Here is a 15,912-nt window from a genome sequence, read left to right as displayed (position 1 = left end):
GGGCGGCAACCCATACGACCCGCTGACCACAACCAACTCATCCGAGGAGTTGACCATGGCTGACGCCAATAGTAATTCACGCCCCAAAAAGCGCAAACCTCGCAAACCGAACACCATCCTTGCGATGATGCTCCGCAACTCGCCTGACCGGCCCAAGAGAGGCTGGCCATACCTGCCATGGATGCACGTCGTCGACATGCACTTCAAGCTGTTCGGATTCGAACCGGGTGACCGAGTCTTCCTCGACATCAACCACGTCACCCGGAAAATCACCATCACGCCCGACTACAGCCAGCTTGCGCTTCGAGAGCAGCCTTACCATCAGCCTTCTGAGCGAGCGAACACGGAATAAGCAACCGGGGCCGCTTCGCGCGGCCCTTGCTGCCAGACGGCCGAATGCTCGCGAACACGACTGACCGCCGGGACGCTATCGCCCTGGCCCTCGCCTCGGATGTCGCGCCGCATGCCGACCGTCACCTTTAACAACTGTCATGGCCGCAAGGGCCTTGAAGCTGCAACCCGCCTCGCGAAACAATGGAACAGATTCAATTAAGGGCAGAGCGCGGGCGTTTCCAATGCTTCCCTCAGCCCGGCATTGATGACCCAACTCGTACAGGACACGAAACAGCGACGGGCGGGGCCTGACGGGCCACGTCGCGCTTTTTTCATCCGACGACGCCGTTACGACGCCCGCACTTCCGCCAGCAACTCCGGGTGACGATCCAGCACTTTCAGTAGTTTGACGAGCGCGAGCGGTGGCTTGGTCTTGCCGGTTTCGTAGCGAGAGAATGCATTGACGCCACCGCCGAAGATTTCCGCCGCCTCGCGTTGATCCAGCGACAGCTTCTTGCGCACGGTCGCGATGAACTTCGGGTCGACGATCGCCGCGTTCACCTGCTTGTTGAACGCCGTCACCGCTTCGCCGAAACGCGTCGCTTCCGCCATGTCCAGGACAGATTCGCCGCACGCCGGACAGAAGTCGCCGGTCACCGCGGGAATCGTGGTCGACTCGCCTTTGTAGGTATACGGAATGTCTCGCATATCGCGGACGAGTTTTGCGGCACCGCATGCAGGGCATTTCATTTTCACAGCTCCTTGAACGACACGATCAGCACGTCGTCGATCACGATCGGTTTGAGATATACGCTGCCGTATACGGTGCGAGGCCGGTACACATCCTGCCAGATTGTATGGTCGGCGTAGGTCGTCATGCTCTTGTAGAAATCGGCGGCATCGCGCGACATGACGACGCCAACGTCGCGGTCGAAGTCAGCGAAACGCGGGCTCCCCCCATTGATGACCAAACCGCAAGACATAGTGCATAGATATCGTTTGCGGCGGCCTTAACGGCTGTCGACAATCTGGGCTTGCAATCGCCGTCGGCGCCACGAGCGTCGATGGCCGGTGGCAGGCGGCCCGTACCGTCGGCCGCTTTCCGCCAACCAGCCCACGACGACATGTACGCGTTCACCCCTTCATTCCAGCACCCCGCAGGCTCGCCGATCCGCGAGTTGTTCAAGTACCTTGCCGAACCCGGGATGATTTCCTTCGCGGGCGGCTATCCGGCCAGCGACCTGTTCGACATCGACGGCCTGAACACCGCCGCCGAACGCGCCTACGCGCAACCGATCCGCTGCCTGCAATACGGCCCGACCGACGGCCTTGCCGAACTCAAGCAGCAACTGATCGCGCTGATGTCCCGCCGCGGCGTGACTTGCACCCCGGCCGAACTGCTCGTCACGACCGGCTCGCAACAAGGCCTCGACCTGCTGCTGCGCGTGATGGTCGCACCGGGCGACGTGGTGCTGACCGAGCAACCGGCCTACCCGGCGACGCTGCAGGCAATGCGCCTGCAGCAAGCCCGCATCGTGACGATCCCGGTCGACGGCGCAGGCCTCGACGTCGATCGCCTCGGCACGCTGCTCGCGTCGGGCACGATCGCGCAACCCAAGCTGCTGTACACCGTCCCGACCTTCGCAAACCCCACCGGCGCGACGCTCACGCGCGAACGTCGCCTGAAACTGCTGCGTCTCGCGGTGCAATACCGCTTCCTGATCATCGAGGACGACCCCTACGGCGACCTGCGTTTCGCGGGCGAAGCCGTGCCGTCGATGCTCGCGCTGGCCGATGAAGTGGACGGCGCGCGCGACTGGATCGTGCATTTCGCGAGCCTGTCGAAGATCGTCGCGCCGGGGCTGCGCGTGGGCTGGACGATCGCGCCGGCCGAGATCGCGCGGCGCTGCGTGATCGCGAAGCAGACGGTCGATCTGTGCAGCGCGCCGTGGACGCAGGCAACCGCCGCCGAATACTTGGCCGACGGCGCGCTCGAACGCCATCTGCCGCGCATCACGGCGGCCTACCAGCGCAAATGCGACGCGATGTGCGACGCATTGCAAGCCGGCTTCGGCGACGCGATCGAATTCCATCGTCCAGAAGGCGGGATGTTCGTATGGGCGCGGATCGGCGCGGTGTCGTCGGCCGTGCTGCTGCAGCAGGCGATCGCGAACAAGATCGTCTTCGTGCCCGGCAACGCGTTCTTCGCGGACAACGTCGACGACGCATCGCTGCGCCTGTCGTTCGCCGCGCCGGACGTCGACGCGATCCGGGAAGGCGTGGCGCGCCTCGTGCGCGCGTATGGCGCGGCGCTGGCCGCCTGAGGAGACACAAACATGAACTTCACCGCAAACGACTTCGCATCGCTGGACGCAGCATTGGGCATCGCCGACACCCACCCCGTCGCGCACCGGTCGTCGCAGATCAGCGCCGGGCCGCAATACGTCGCCGACGTGCTCGGCCGGTTCGGCGCCGAGCCTGCCGACGCGGGCGACACGGCACCGGCCGTGCGCGGCTACAACTGATACGACCGAACCAGCGGGCGGTGCGCCACACGCGCAACGCCGCCTGCTGCCGAAACGGTTAAGCTCTCGCGATCAATCCAGATATAGATATAGATATAGATACAGACGCTCCCGATCGCCGATCATGCCCGCTTCCGACACCGCCGCCGAATCGCTTTCGGATACCTACGACCGTCTCTGGTCGCGCCTTGAATCCGGCGTCAGCGAACACCGCTCGCCGTTCACGATGCTGCAATTCGCGACGCTCGGCCTCGACGGCGCGCCGAAGGTGCGCACGGTCGTGTTGCGTCAGGTACGCCGCGCCGAGCATCGGCTGTCATTCCACACCGACGTGCGTTCGGAGAAGGTCGCGGAGTTGCGTCGCGACCCGCGCATCGCGCTCGTCGGCAACGATCTCGACGCGCTCCTCCAGATTCGAATAGAAGGCATCGCATCGATCAGCGACGACGAAGCCGAGCGCCGCGCGATCTGGCAATCGAGCCGTCCGCATACGCTGCTGCTGTATCGCGCGCCATTGCCGCCGGGAACGCTGGTCGATGCCCCCGAAGATGCGCATGTCACCGCGAATCAACGCGCTACGCCGGAAGACGACGGCTACGCCAATTTCTGCCTGATCTACGTAACCGTCACGCGCATCGACTGGCTCGAACTCGCGCGCGCCGGCCATCGCCGCGCGGTATTCGATCTGCAAGATGACGGCTACGAAGCCCGCTGGATCGCCCCCTGACTTGATGACCGGATGACCGCCCTCGCTCAGGGCTGCCCGTCCGCCACCGCCTGACGAATCATCCACTCGCGCATCACCGCGATCGCCTCATCGTCCCGCCGTTCGGCCGGATACACGAGATAAAACCCCATCGACAGCGGAAACGCGAAATCGAACGGCCTGCACAGCCGGCCGGCCGCGATATCGCGCTCGACCAAAGGATCGGTCGCGAGTGCGATGCCCTGGCCGGCGACGGCCGCGTCGATCGCGAGCGACGTCTGGTTGAAGCGCAGCCCCTTGTGCGGATCGACGTCGACGCTCTCCGGCAGCGCGTCGAGGAACGCGGGCCACAGATCGTGCGCGTCGTGCAGCAGCACCTGGCCGGCGAGCGCGCGCGGCGACGCGGGCGCGGCCAGCAGCGCGGGGCTGCACACCGCGCTGACGTCGAGCGGGAACAGCGCGTGCGCGGCGAGATGCTTGCCGAACGGCGGCTTGCCGTAGCGGATCGCGAGATCGACGCCGTCGTGGCGGAACGTCGCGAGCTGCTGGTCGGCGATCACGCGCACGTCGTAGCCGGGGTGCGCGTCGGTGAACTGCGCGAGGCGCGGAATCAGCCACTTCGACGCGAACGACGGCGTCGTGCTGATCGTCAGCGTCGCGCGGCGCTTCACGAGCCGGCCGGTCGCGTCGGCGATCGCGTTCAGCGCGCGCTGCACGTCGGAGAAATACGCGGCGCCGTCGTGCGTCAACGCGAGGCCGCGCGGCAGCCGCTCGAACAGCTTCAGGCCGAGCACGTCCTCGAGATGGCGCACCTGCTGCGCGACCGCGCCCTGCGTCACGCCGATCTCGTCGGCGGCGGCGCGGAAATTCAGGTGCCGGGCGGAAACCTCGAACGCGCGGAGCGCATTGAGCGGCGGCAGGCGGGAAGGGCGGAGCGGCATTGTCAGGCTGTAGAAAATCTATTGGCTGGCGGCAGAAATACTGGTTCGACAGCCGGCAAGGATGCGCCTACATTACCACCAAGGCGCGCCGAATGGCGGCTGCGCGGCGGCAGGTGTCGAACGAGGAGCACATCGTGACTGTAGAAAAAGTGGCGCTGATCACGGCGGCGGGCAAGGGCATGGGCGCGGCGATCGCGCGCGAACTGGCGGCGACGGGCTACCGCGTCGCACTGATGTCGCCGTCCGGCAGCGCGGTGGCGCTCAGCGAGGAACTGGGCGGCTTCGGCATCCAGGGTTCGGTGACGGACGACGCCGACATCGAGCGGCTGGTGCGGGAGACGGTCGCGCGCTACGGCCGGATCGATGCGGTCGTGAACAACACAGGCCATCCGCCGAAGGGCGACCTGCTGGCGATCACCGACGACAACTGGCACGCGGGGCTCGACCTGATCCTGCTGAACGTCGTGCGCGTGATGCGCCGCGTGACGCCGATCTTCCAGAAGCAGGGCGGCGGCGCGGTGGTGAACATCTCGAGCTTCGCGGCGGATGCGCCCGAGCAGCCGATGCCCGTGTCGTCGGCGCTGCGCGCGGCGTTGAGCGCGTGGACCCGCCTCTACGCGGAACGCTATGCGGCCGAGAACATCCGGATGAACGCGGTGCTGCCGGGCTTCATCGACAGCTGGCCGGAAACACCGGAGATCGTCGCGCGCATTCCGGCCGGCCGGTTCGGCAAGACGCAGGAGATCGCGAAGACGGTCGCGTTCCTGCTGTCCGACGGCGCGGGCTACATCACGGGGCAGAACATTCGCGTCGACGGCGCGATCGTGAAGGCGCTCTGAGCGTCGCGACGGAGGCGGCCGCCCGGCCGCCTGCCTGCTACAAAACCCTACAAGTCAGACAAATCCCGGATACATCAGACCTTTCAAATGGGCGACACCGCGTGGCCGGGGCGCGCCAGAAACGAAAGGAGAGACGCCCCCGGGCGCGCGGCATGTCCACTTTCCGAAAGGAGATGCCAAGCGATGTCTTCCACACCGTTTTCCCCGATGCGGCGTCACCTGCTGGCCACGTCCGTGGCCGCGGGCGTATCCGCGATGCTTCCCACCGCACTCCATGCCGCGACGGGCGGCGGCAGCATCCGCCCGTTCACCGCGCACATTCCCGATGACCAGCTCGCCGACCTGCGCCGCCGCATCGCCGCGACGCGCTGGCCGGGCCGCGAGACCGTCGCCGACGAATCGCAGGGCGTGCGGCTCGCGCGCATGCAGGCGCTGCTCCGCTACTGGGGCACCGACTACGACTGGCGCAAGGGCGAGGCGCGCCTGAACGGCTTCCCGATGTTCATCACCGAGATCGACGGCCTCGACATCCATTTCATCCACGTACGCTCGCGCCACGCGAACGCGATGCCGATGATCATGACGCACGGCTGGCCCGGCTCGATCTTCGAATTGCTGAAGGCGATCGGCCCGCTGACCGACCCGACCGCGCACGGCGCGAGCGCCGACGATGCGTTCCACGTCGTCGTGCCGTCGTTGCCGGGCTTCGGCTTCTCGGGCCGCCCGGCGAACACGGGCTGGGGCTCCGACCACATCGCGCGCGCGTGGGGCGAGCTGATGGCGCGCCTCGGCTATACGCGCTTCGTGTCGCAGGGCGGCGACTGCGGCTCGGTGATCTCGCACCGGATGGCGAAGCAGCGCGTGAAGGGGCTGGCCGGGATACACGTGAACATGCCGGCCACCGTGCCGCCCGACATCGCGACGCTGCTCGCCACCGACGCGCCCGCGCCGGCCGGGCTGTCGCCGAAGGAGAAGGCCGCGTACGAGAAGCTCGCGACGTTCTATCGCGACAACTGCGGCTACTCGGCGATGATGGTGACGCGCCCGCAAACCGTCGGCTATGCGCTCGCCGATTCTCCTTCAGGGCAGGCCGCCTGGATGGTCGACAAGATCTCGCAGTGGACGTACAGCGGCGGCATTCCCGAGCGCTCGATTCCGCGCGACGAGATTCTCGACGACATCTCGCTCTACTGGCTGACGAACACCGCGACGTCCGCCGCGCAGATCTACTGGGAAGATCACTCGAACAACTTCAACGCGGTGGACATCGCGCTGCCGGCGGCGATCACCGTGTTTCCCGGCGAGATCTACCAGGCGCCGCGCAGCTGGGCCGAGCGCTGCTATCACGACCTGATCTATTTCAACGAAGTCGACAAGGGCGGGCATTTCGCGGCATGGGAGGAGCCCGAGCTGTTCGCGCAGGAGGTGCGTGCCGGGTTCCGGCCGCTGCGTCGCGCGTAGGCGTGGCCTGAAGGGCGCGGGCCTGCTGAAAGGCGGCTCGCGTTCGTCTGAGAGCGTTGTTTTTCGACGGATTTTGAATCGCTGTATGTCGGTATCGAACACAGATACGTTGGGATACAAAGCGTCCGCCCGGTTCGGATATAAATCTGGTGAAGCGATTGCAGCGCGCCCTTTCCTCAGCTAACGACCATGGAGAACGAGTCATGCCTGATACCGTGAACACCCGCCGCCGCCTGATCCTCGGTACGACGCTTGCGAGCCTCGCCGACCTCGGGCTCGGCACGCTCGCCCACGCGCAAACGGCGCCCGTCGCGCCGCCGAAGCCGCGCGCGTCAGGCGGCGCGTCGTTCGACACGATCCACCAGATCGACGCGGGCGTGCTCAACGTCGGGTATGCGGACGTCGGCCCGAGGAACGGCCCCGTCGTGTTCCTGCTGCATGGCTGGCCGTACGACATCCACAGCTACGCCGAGGTCGCGCCGCTGCTCGTGGCGGCCGGCTATCGCGTGATCGTGCCGTACCTGCGCGGCTACGGCTCGACCACGTTCCGCTCGGCCGACACGCCGCGCAACGGCCAGCAGGCCGTGACGGCGGTCGACATCGTCGCGTTGATGGACGCGCTGAAGATCGACCGCGCGGTGTTCGGCGGCTACGACTGGGGCGCGCGCACGGCCGACATCATCGCGGCGCTGTGGCCGCAGCGCGTGAAGGCGCTGGTGTCGGTGAGCGGCTACCTGATCGGCAGCCAGGAGGCAAACCGCAAGCCGCTGCCGCCGCAGGCCGAATTCCAGTGGTGGTATCAGTTCTACTTCACGACCGAGCGCGGCGCGCTCGGCTATGCGACGAACCGCGAGGCGTTCAACAAGCTGATCTGGCAACTCGCTTCGCCGAAATGGCAGTTCGACGATGCGACCTACGCGCGCTCGGCGGCGTCGTTCAACAACCCCGATCACGTGGCCGTCGTGATCCACAACTATCGCTGGCGTCTCGGGCTCGCGAAGGGCGAGGCGCAATACGACGACATCGAGCGGCGTCTCGCGGCGGGCCCGTCGATCTCGGTGCCGACGATCACGATGGAAGGCGACGCGAACGGCGCACCGCATCCGGAACCGGCCGCGTATGCGAAGAAATTCACTGGTAAATATCAGCACCGCACGATCAGCGGCGGCATCGGCCACAACCTGCCGCAGGAAGCGCCGCAGGCATTCGCCGACGCGATCCTGCAAGTGGAGCACCTGTGATGCGGGCGGCAACCGGCATCCGGCGGCGCGTGGCGGGCGCGCTGCTGCTCGGCGCGCTCGCGGCGAACGGCCCGGCGGCGGTCGCGGAGCAGCAGAAACCGGCGGCGTCGCCGATCTACGGCGTGACGATCCCGCCCGGCTACCGGAAATGGGAGATGGTCGCGCCGGCCGAGGAGGCCGCGCCGCTCGACGAGCTGCGCGTGGTGCTCGGCAATCCGGTCGCGATCCGCGCGCTCGAGCAGGCGACGCTGCCGTTTCCGGACGGCACGATCCTCGTCAAGCTCGCTTACAAACGCAAGCAGTCCGACGAGTTTCCGCCGGCGACGGTGCCGGGGCAGGCGACGACCGTGCAGGTGATGGTGAAGGATTCGCGCCGCTACGCATCGACCGGCGGCTGGGGCTTCGGGCGCTTCATCAACGGCGTGCCGGCCGACCTCGGCCAGCATCAGACTTGCTTCGCGTGCCACCAGGCGCGCGTGAAGAACCACGACTTCGTGTTCACGCGGCTCGCGCCGTGACATGACGTGAAGCGTCAGCGAAAAACGGCGTGCCGTGCTCGGCACGCCGCTTTTCGCCGTGGGTTGCGGTTGGGTCTTCGAATTAAAAATCGGCGTATTCGGGCGGTGGCGGAATTTTCCCTGGCTGCACGGCTAAAGTTCGCGTCGAACGATGCCGTAATCACAGGGCATCGCAAACGTCTGAGCATCGCCACATAGATGAAACCGCGGAAGATCGTGGCCCGATCGAAGTTCGACCTGTTGCCGCTCCCCGCTGCGGATCGCGACAGGATCTCGCTCGAGTGCCATCTCGCACTGTGTACCCTTCAGGCTGGCCAAGGCGATCGCCATACGTTGGTCGGGCTGACCCACGCGCTGGTCGCGGCCTATTTTCTGCTGGAAGCCGGCGTCGAGGACGGGCCCGAGAGCCGCGACACGTTTACCGCGGCGCAGGAAGCGATCAACCAGTGCGATTCGGGCGCGATCGTCGACGGCCGATGTGCGCCGGCGACGGCCACCTCCACGGCAGCGATCGGCGGGTTGCTCGCGCTTTACGATCGGCAACTGCGGCGCGCGCCGCGCTCGACGGTCGCACAGGTCGTCGGGCAGGTGGACGCGTATTGGCGTAAATCGGGCGGCGCGACGAGCGAAGGGGAATCGCGCGCTGCCCGGGCTGGCGCCTGACCGGGCCCGACGCGCGGCCACGCTGCGCGCTCGAGACTGATCCCGCTTCGGCGTCGCAATGACGTCGACATGTTCATTGCCGCAGGCGCGCGACGTGAATCGCCAACGCCGCCTCGCGTGATTGTGTATCCCACTGTATCTGCGGCCATCCTGGAAAAACTGGCATGCACCGGGCCCCTGTTCCGGAAACATGCGAGATACGTGGGCGGGTTCTACTGTCGACATGCAGAAAACGTTCGATGAACGACGTTGAGTCGGATACCGAATGATCGACTGCTCACTTTCCTTCAGGAGAACGTTGATGAAAACCGCCCGAATCCTCGCTGCCGCCTTGCTTGCCATCGCTCCCGCACTGTCCTTCGCCGATACCGGCCACGGCCTCACCCGCGCCGACGTGCGCGCCGAACTCGTTCGGCTGGAGCAGGCCGGCTACAACCCGGCCCGCAGCGAACCGCATTACCCGGACGACGTCGCCGCCGCGCTGCAGGTCGCACGTTCCGACCAGAACGGCCCGTCGAAGTCGGAAGGCGACAACGTGGCCGATGCGCCCGCGCCGGCGCCGCATCGCGACATGGTGCAGGCGCGCGCCGTCCACCACGACACGATTCCGTCCGACGACCTCTACGCACATTCGTGATCCGCTGCCGCCTGCGCCGCCCATCGGCGGCGCTTCATGTGAACAACACGACAAGAAGGAGCATGACCATGGTTCGAACGATGCAACGGGTGCTGGTCTCCGCCGCGGTGATCGGCGGGCTGTTCGGCGCAGCGGCGGCGCATGCCGCGCCGAAGGACGATCTGAAAGGCACCAACGTCGTGCTCGTGCACGGCGCGTTCGCCGACGGGTCGAGCTGGAACCGCGTGATTCCGCTGCTGGAAGCGCGCGGGCTGCACGTGGTGTCCGTGCAGAACCCGCTGAGCTCGCTTGCCGACGACGCGGCCGCCACGAAGCGCGCGATCGACCAGCAGCAGGGGCCCGTCGTGCTGGTCGGCCACTCGTGGGCCGGCGTGGTGATCAGCGACGCGGGCAATGACGACAAGGTGAAGTCGCTCGTCTACGTCGCGGCGTTCGCGCCCGACAACGGCCAGTCGATCGCCGACGTCACGCAGGGGCTGCCGCCGCCGGCGTGGGCCGGCGAGCTGCGCAAGGACGCGGGCGGCTTCGCCACGCTGTCGGACAAGGCGATCGCGCAGGATTTCGCGCCGGATCTGCCGGCCGCGCAGCAGCGCCTCGTCGCGGCGACGCAAGGGCCGTGGTACGGCGGGTGCCTCTCGGAGAAGGTCACGCAGGCCGCCTGGCATGCGAAGCCGTCGACCTTCGTCGTCGCGACGCAGGACCGGATGATCGATCCGACGCTGCAGGAAACGATGGCGAAGCGGATCGGCGCGACGCTCACGCGCGTGAACGGCAGCCATGTGGCGATGCTGAGCCAGCCGAAGGCCGTGGCCGACGCGATCATCGCGGCGGCGGAACGCGCGAAGCACGACGCGCAGTAAGCGAACACGGCGCCTCGCGCGCCGCCGAAGCCGAGCCGTACGCTCGGCTTCGGTTTCCATCACGACGCGCCGTCCGGCGCGACGACATTCTTCCCCCCGTTCCCCCTTTCCGCGTCGGCGCCTCGGCACCCGACGCGCGCCTCGCACGCCGCGCGACAAACCGCACCAATCCGCCCGATAGCGCACAACCGCGATAGCAATTCATCCGGCGCTGATTAGGAAATGAATTTTTATTGGTTCTGCATCCCCGCACGCGCTCGCATAGTGGCGCTGACGGCTATAGACAGCATGCAAGCTGCACCGGCCGCATATCCCAGCGTTTTTGATCGGACGAACCGACAAGGAGACGTCATGACATATGCAGTGGAAGAACGAACCGCAGCCCGGCAAGCGCTCGACGACGCCCGCGCTGCCGCAGCGGCCGCGGGCACGCCCTATGCGGGCGGCGTGGCACCCGACATCGCGTGGGCACTGTTCTCGGCCGGCGACGCGTTGCTGGTCGACGTGCGTACCGCCGAAGAGCGCAAGTTCGTCGGCCATGTGCCGGACACGCTGCACGTACCGTGGGCGACCGGCACGAGCCTCACGCGCAACCCGCGCTTCGTGCGCGAACTGGAAGCGAAAACCGGCAAGGATGCGCTGATCCTGCTGCTGTGCCGCAGCGGCAACCGCTCGGCGCAGGCCGCCGAGGCGGCGGCGAAGGCCGGCTTCACGCAAGTGTTCAACGTGCTCGAAGGCTTCGAGGGCGACCTGGACGAACGGCAGCGCCGCGGCAGCCGCAACGGCTGGCGCTTTCACGGCTTGCCGTGGGCGCAGGACTGAAACAAGGCCGATACGGGGAGAAGCGACAGTGGCCGCATTCGACATCGACGACATCGTTCAATCGCTGCAGGCCGAGCGCCGCGCGTGGCGGGAAAAGCAGCGGCGCTCGCTGGAGCCGGGCGGCCGCGACCTGCCGGCGCGCGAGGCGCTCGCGCAGATCGTCGGCGCGCTGAAGGGCGTGCTGTTTCCGATGCGGCTCGGCCCGCCGGACCTGCGCCAGGAAAGCGAGAACTTCTACGTGGCCCACGCGCTCGACGCGGCGCTGAACGCGCTGCTCGCGCAGGTGATGCTGGAGCTGCGCTACGCGGCGCGCCAGCGCAACGCGGACGCGCCGGCCGACGAACCGGCATCCGCGGCCGTGCAGGCGTTCGCCGCGCGGCTGCCGGAGATCCGCCGCCTGCTCGATAGCGACGTGCTCGCGGCGTTCCACGGCGATCCGGCGGCCGGCAGCGTCGACGAGGTGCTGCTGTGCTACCCGGGCATCCTCGCGATGATCCATCACCGGCTCGCGCACGAGCTGTACGGGCTCGGCCTGCCGCTGCTCGCGCGGATCATCGCCGAGCAGGCGCATGCGGAGACGGGCATCGACATCCATCCGGGCGCGCGGATCGGCGGCGGCTTCTTCATCGACCACGGCACGGGCGTCGTGATCGGCGAGACCGCGATCATCGGCGAGCGCGTGCGCGTGTACCAGGCGGTGACGCTCGGCGCGAAGCGCTTCCCGCGCGACGCGGCCGGCCATCTGGAGAAAGGGCTCGCGCGCCATCCGATCGTCGAGGACGACGTCGTGATCTATGCGGGCGCGACGATCCTCGGCCGCGTGACGATCGGGCGCGGCGCGGTGATCGGCGGCAACGTGTGGCTCACGCAGGACGTGCCGCCCGGCGCGAACATCACGCAGGCCGTGCTGCGCAGCGAAGGGCTGAACGCATCGCACGCGTCGCAGGCGCCGCGCGCGCCGGCCGAGCGGATTCCCGTCGAGCAGGCGGCGTCATGAGCGACCTGATCCATCGTTTCGGCACGACCGTGCGCCGGATGCGCGAGGCGCGCACCTGGTCGCAGGAGCAGCTCGCCGAGCATGCTGGGCTGAACCGTTCGTACGTCGGCGAGATCGAGCGCGGCGAGGCGATCGCGTCGATCGTCACCGCCGACAAGATCGCGCGGGCGTTCGACGTGTCGATCGCGACCCTGCTGCCCGGCGCGCCCGACGCGTTCGCCGCCTGACGGCGCGCGCCGCGCCGCCCCGTTTCCCCCATCGATTGCGCGGCATGCCGGCTATAGCATGTTGAGCCGGCAGGTGCGCGCTTCCGATAATCACCCAGCGTCATAAGCAATCCCGTTTTTCATCTTTAGAACCCGGAGCCACACATGTCGACCGTAGTAAGCGGCTCGGCTGCGCTGAGCGATCACGCCGCCCGCCAACTCGCGAACGCCACCAAGACCGTTCCCCAGCTGTCCACGATCACGCCGCGCTGGCTGACCCACCTGTTGCAATGGGTGCCGGTCGAGGCCGGCATCTACCGCCTGAACCAGGTGAAGAACCCGGAGGCGGTGCGCGCCGCGTGCACGCAACTGGAGGACGAGCGCATCCTGCCGCGCACGTTCGTGCCTTACGAGGAACAGCCGCGCGAGTATTTCCTGAACGCGGTGAGCACGGTGCTCGACGTGCATACGCGAATCTCCGATCTCTACAGCAGCCCGCACGACCAGATCAAGGAACAGCTGCGCCTGACGATCGAGACGATCAAGGAGCTGCAGGAAAGCCAGCTGATCAACAACCCCGACTACGGCTTGCTCGCGAACGTGACCGACGAGCAGCGCGTGTTCCCGCTGACGGGCGCGCCGACGCCGGACGATCTCGACGAGCTGCTGACCAAGGTGTGGAAGGAACCGGCGTTCTTCCTCACGCATCCGCTCGCGATCGCCGCGTTCGGCCGCGAATGCACGCGGCGCGGCGTGCCGCCGCCGACGGTCAGCCTGTTCGGCTCGCAGTTCCTCACGTGGCGCGGCATTCCGCTGATCCCGTCGGACAAGGTGCCGGTCGCGGACGGCAAGACCAAGATCCTGCTGCTGCGCGTCGGCGACAAGCGGCAGGGCGTGGTCGGCCTCTACCAGCCGGGCGTCGCGGGCGAGCAGGGGCCGGGGCTGTCGGTGCGCTTCATGGGGATCAACAACCAGGCGATCGCGTCGTACCTGATCTCGCTGTATTGCTCGCTCGCGGTCCACTCGCCGGATGCGCTGGCTGTCCTCGAAGACGTCGAAATCGGCAAGTACCATGACTATCCCGACACCTACCGTTAATCCAGGGCGGCCGGCGGGCGAGCTGCCCGGCGCCGGCGCGCTGCCGCATGCGCCGCTGCCGGCGGGCTTGCCCGACCCGGCGACGCTCGCGCGGCTCGCGTCCGAATTCTTCTCGACGCCGCCGGGGCAGGCCACCGCGCCCGGCGTGTCGGCGGGCAGCGGCGCGGTGGGCGGCGTGCCGTCGGCGCTGCCGGCGGCCGCGCCGATCCTCGCGTCGGTGAGCAACCCCGCGCCGGCCGGTTCGCCGCTCGCGGGCCCGGGCGGCACGGGCACCGGCGTGCCGGGCCTCGCGCTGCAGGACAAGGCGTTGGGCAAGGTGGCAGGCGCGAATCTCGCGCCGTCCGCGCCGACGCACGTGCTGTCGCTCGGCAATCGCGCACCGGCGCTCGCGCCGCACGCGGCCGCGCAGAACGGCCTGCCCGACAGCGTCGTATCGATCGCGCCCGCGTTCGAGCCGCGCGTCGGCGGCGCGGCGCTCGGCGTGCCGCAGGCGGCGGCCGCGGTGAACGAAACCTCGCCCGCCGCCGCGCCTTCGCCGTATTACTTCACCGACGGCATGTTGCAAGGCTGGCAGGCGACACCGCAGGACATCGTCGTGCCGACGAACGGCATCGCGTCGCCGGAGGCGTTCGGGCTGCCCGGCGACGACGCGCTGCGCGAGCTGCTCGCGCTGAACCGCCATGCGCCGGCCCAGCCTGCGCCGCAAGGCGCGACCCCGCGCTACTTCGTCGACGATGCGCGGGGCGCCGAGCCGCACACGCTCGCGGGCGGCGCGCATCCGCCGTTCGACGTGAACGCGATCCGCCGCGACTTCCCGATCCTGCAGGAGCGCGTGAACGGCAAGCAGCTGATCTGGTTCGACAACGCGGCGACGACGCACAAGCCGCAGGCGGTGATCGACCGGCTCGCGTATTTCTATGCGCACGAGAACTCGAACATCCACCGCGCCGCGCACGCGCTCGCGGGCCGCGCGACCGACGCGTACGAGCACGCGCGCGACACGGTGCGGCGCTTCATCGGCGCGGCGTCGCCGGACGAGATCGTGTTCGTGCGCGGCACGACCGAGGCGATCAACCTGATCGCGAAGACGTGGGGCGTGCAGAACGTCGGCGAGGGCGACGAGATCGTCGTGTCGCATCTCGAGCATCACGCGAACATCGTGCCGTGGCAGCAGCTTGCCGCGCAGAAGGGCGCGAAGCTGCGCGTGATCCCGGTCGACGATTCGGGGCAGGTGCTGCTCGACGAGTATCGCAAGCTGCTCAACGACCGCACGAAGATCGTATCGGTCACGCAGGTGTCGAACGCGCTCGGCACGGTCGTGCCGGTGAAGGAGATCGTCGAGCTTGCGCACCGCGCGGGCGCGAAGGCGCTGGTCGACGGCGCGCAGTCGATCTCGCACCTGCGGGTCGATGTGCAGGCGCTCGATGCGGATTTCTTCGTGTTCTCGGGGCACAAGATCTACGGGCCGACCGGCATCGGCGTCGTGTACGGCAAGCGCGCGATCCTCGACGACATGCCGCCGTGGCAGGGCGGCGGCAACATGATCGCGGACGTCACGTTCGAGCGCACCGTGTTCCAGCCGCCGCCGAACCGTTTCGAGGCCGGTACGGGCAACATCGCGGATGCGGTGGGGCTCGGCGCGGCGCTCGACTACGTGAGCCGCATCGGCATCGAGAACATCGCGCGCTACGAGCACGACCTGCTCGCGTATGCGACGAGCGTGCTCGCGCCGGTGCCGGGCGTGCGGCTGGTCGGCACCGCGCGCGACAAGGCGAGCGTGCTGTCGTTCGTGCTGAAGGGCTACGAGACCGAGGAGGTCGGGCAGGCGCTGAACGAAGAGGGCATCGCGGTGCGCTCGGGGCATCACTGCGCGCAGCCGATCCTGCGGCGCTTCGGGCTCGAGGCGACGGTGCGGCCATCGCTGGCGTTCTACAACACCTGCGACGAGGTCGATGCGCTGGTGCGGGTGGTGCGCAGGCTGGCGGCGCGGCGTTGAACCGCGGACGCAAACGACTTGCTCGTCGGCGGATTTCGACGTAGCGTGAATCCGCTTCGATTGCCGGCC

The 15,912-nt window shown here is 67.8% G+C and carries 19 protein-coding genes; 16 read left to right on the top strand and 3 right to left on the bottom strand.

The window, feature by feature from the left end:
- Positions 1-55: 55 nt before the first annotated feature.
- The gene (locus ABFO07_RS27390) at positions 56-352 is read left to right on the top strand and encodes a hypothetical protein (RefSeq protein ID WP_059994848.1); all 297 of its coding nucleotides are present in this window, start codon (positions 56-58) and stop codon (positions 350-352) included.
- Between the two features lie 329 nt (positions 353-681).
- Here ABFO07_RS27390 and ABFO07_RS27385 read toward each other — a convergent pair whose 3' ends face one another.
- Positions 682-1,083: a type II toxin-antitoxin system MqsA family antitoxin gene (locus tag ABFO07_RS27385; RefSeq protein WP_060272298.1), complete on the bottom strand. Its 402-nt coding sequence runs from the start codon at positions 1,081-1,083 to the stop codon at positions 682-684.
- A gap of 2 nt (positions 1,084-1,085) precedes the next feature.
- Positions 1,086-1,316, bottom strand: a complete 231-nt coding sequence (locus ABFO07_RS34815; protein WP_430733065.1) for a type II toxin-antitoxin system MqsR family toxin — start codon at positions 1,314-1,316, stop codon at positions 1,086-1,088.
- Between the two features lie 141 nt (positions 1,317-1,457).
- Here ABFO07_RS34815 and ABFO07_RS27375 point away from each other — a divergent pair, with 141 nt between their 5' ends.
- From ABFO07_RS27375 to ABFO07_RS27365, 3 genes are all read left to right on the top strand, one after another.
- On the top strand, positions 1,458-2,657 hold the full coding sequence (locus ABFO07_RS27375) for a PLP-dependent aminotransferase family protein (RefSeq protein ID WP_347468929.1): 1,200 nt from the start codon (positions 1,458-1,460) through the stop codon (positions 2,655-2,657).
- Between the two features lie 12 nt (positions 2,658-2,669).
- Positions 2,670-2,858 carry a hypothetical protein gene (locus ABFO07_RS27370; protein ID WP_059564153.1) on the top strand — a complete coding sequence of 63 codons (189 nt, stop codon included), beginning with the start codon at positions 2,670-2,672 and terminating at the stop codon, positions 2,856-2,858.
- A 124-nt stretch (positions 2,859-2,982) separates the two neighbouring features.
- The gene (locus ABFO07_RS27365; protein WP_347468928.1) at positions 2,983-3,585 is read left to right on the top strand and encodes a pyridoxamine 5'-phosphate oxidase family protein; all 603 of its coding nucleotides are present in this window, start codon (positions 2,983-2,985) and stop codon (positions 3,583-3,585) included.
- A 26-nt stretch (positions 3,586-3,611) separates the two neighbouring features.
- Here the strand turns inward: ABFO07_RS27365 and gcvA are convergent, their stop codons facing one another.
- Positions 3,612-4,505: a transcriptional regulator GcvA gene (gene gcvA, locus ABFO07_RS27360; RefSeq protein WP_059886314.1), complete on the bottom strand. Its 894-nt coding sequence runs from the start codon at positions 4,503-4,505 to the stop codon at positions 3,612-3,614.
- A 134-nt stretch (positions 4,506-4,639) separates the two neighbouring features.
- Here gcvA and ABFO07_RS27355 point away from each other — a divergent pair, with 134 nt between their 5' ends.
- From ABFO07_RS27355 to ABFO07_RS27300, 12 genes are all read left to right on the top strand, one after another.
- Positions 4,640-5,344 carry an SDR family oxidoreductase gene (locus ABFO07_RS27355; RefSeq protein ID WP_060018810.1) on the top strand — a complete coding sequence of 235 codons (705 nt, stop codon included), beginning with the start codon at positions 4,640-4,642 and terminating at the stop codon, positions 5,342-5,344.
- A 183-nt stretch (positions 5,345-5,527) separates the two neighbouring features.
- A complete protein-coding gene (locus ABFO07_RS27350; RefSeq protein ID WP_347468927.1) occupies positions 5,528-6,805 on the top strand; it encodes an epoxide hydrolase family protein in 1,278 nt (425 codons plus the stop codon).
- 203 nt (positions 6,806-7,008) lie between these two features.
- Positions 7,009-8,046 (top strand): alpha/beta fold hydrolase, encoded by a 1,038-nt coding sequence (locus tag ABFO07_RS27345; protein WP_059803504.1) that lies wholly within the window; start codon positions 7,009-7,011, stop codon positions 8,044-8,046.
- Positions 8,046-8,564 carry a cytochrome P460 family protein gene (locus tag ABFO07_RS27340; protein ID WP_347468925.1) on the top strand — a complete coding sequence of 173 codons (519 nt, stop codon included), beginning with the start codon at positions 8,046-8,048 and terminating at the stop codon, positions 8,562-8,564. The genes ABFO07_RS27345 and ABFO07_RS27340 overlap by 1 nt, the downstream gene beginning before the upstream one ends.
- A 198-nt stretch (positions 8,565-8,762) precedes the next feature.
- Entirely contained in the window at positions 8,763-9,227 is a 465-nt protein-coding gene (locus tag ABFO07_RS27335; protein WP_059564147.1) for a hypothetical protein, read from the top strand.
- Positions 9,228-9,528: 301 nt separating this feature from the next.
- On the top strand, positions 9,529-9,864 hold the full coding sequence (locus ABFO07_RS27330) for a DUF4148 domain-containing protein (RefSeq protein ID WP_059907105.1): 336 nt from the start codon (positions 9,529-9,531) through the stop codon (positions 9,862-9,864).
- Between the two features lie 68 nt (positions 9,865-9,932).
- A complete protein-coding gene (locus ABFO07_RS27325) occupies positions 9,933-10,724 on the top strand; it encodes an alpha/beta fold hydrolase (RefSeq protein ID WP_347468923.1) in 792 nt (263 codons plus the stop codon).
- A 351-nt stretch (positions 10,725-11,075) separates the two neighbouring features.
- A complete protein-coding gene (locus ABFO07_RS27320) occupies positions 11,076-11,546 on the top strand; it encodes a rhodanese-like domain-containing protein (protein WP_060149572.1) in 471 nt (156 codons plus the stop codon).
- Positions 11,547-11,574: 28 nt separating this feature from the next.
- Entirely contained in the window at positions 11,575-12,543 is a 969-nt protein-coding gene (gene epsC / locus ABFO07_RS27315; RefSeq protein ID WP_059564143.1) for a serine O-acetyltransferase EpsC, read from the top strand.
- On the top strand, positions 12,540-12,770 hold the full coding sequence (locus ABFO07_RS27310) for a helix-turn-helix domain-containing protein (RefSeq protein ID WP_059803513.1): 231 nt from the start codon (positions 12,540-12,542) through the stop codon (positions 12,768-12,770). The genes epsC and ABFO07_RS27310 overlap by 4 nt, the downstream gene beginning before the upstream one ends.
- A gap of 144 nt (positions 12,771-12,914) precedes the next feature.
- Positions 12,915-13,847, top strand: coding sequence for a family 2A encapsulin nanocompartment shell protein (locus tag ABFO07_RS27305; protein ID WP_059564141.1), 933 nt, complete (start codon positions 12,915-12,917; stop codon positions 13,845-13,847).
- Positions 13,822-15,843: a family 2A encapsulin nanocompartment cargo protein cysteine desulfurase gene (locus tag ABFO07_RS27300; RefSeq protein WP_347468922.1), complete on the top strand. Its 2,022-nt coding sequence runs from the start codon at positions 13,822-13,824 to the stop codon at positions 15,841-15,843. The genes ABFO07_RS27305 and ABFO07_RS27300 overlap by 26 nt, the downstream gene beginning before the upstream one ends.
- Positions 15,844-15,912: the final 69 nt, after the last annotated feature.

This window comes from Burkholderia stagnalis (assembly GCF_039848545.1).
GTDB lineage: Bacteria > Pseudomonadota > Gammaproteobacteria > Burkholderiales > Burkholderiaceae > Burkholderia > Burkholderia stagnalis.
The sequence above is the reverse complement of the archived record's forward strand: the minus strand, read 5'-3'. Positions and strand labels throughout refer to the sequence as shown.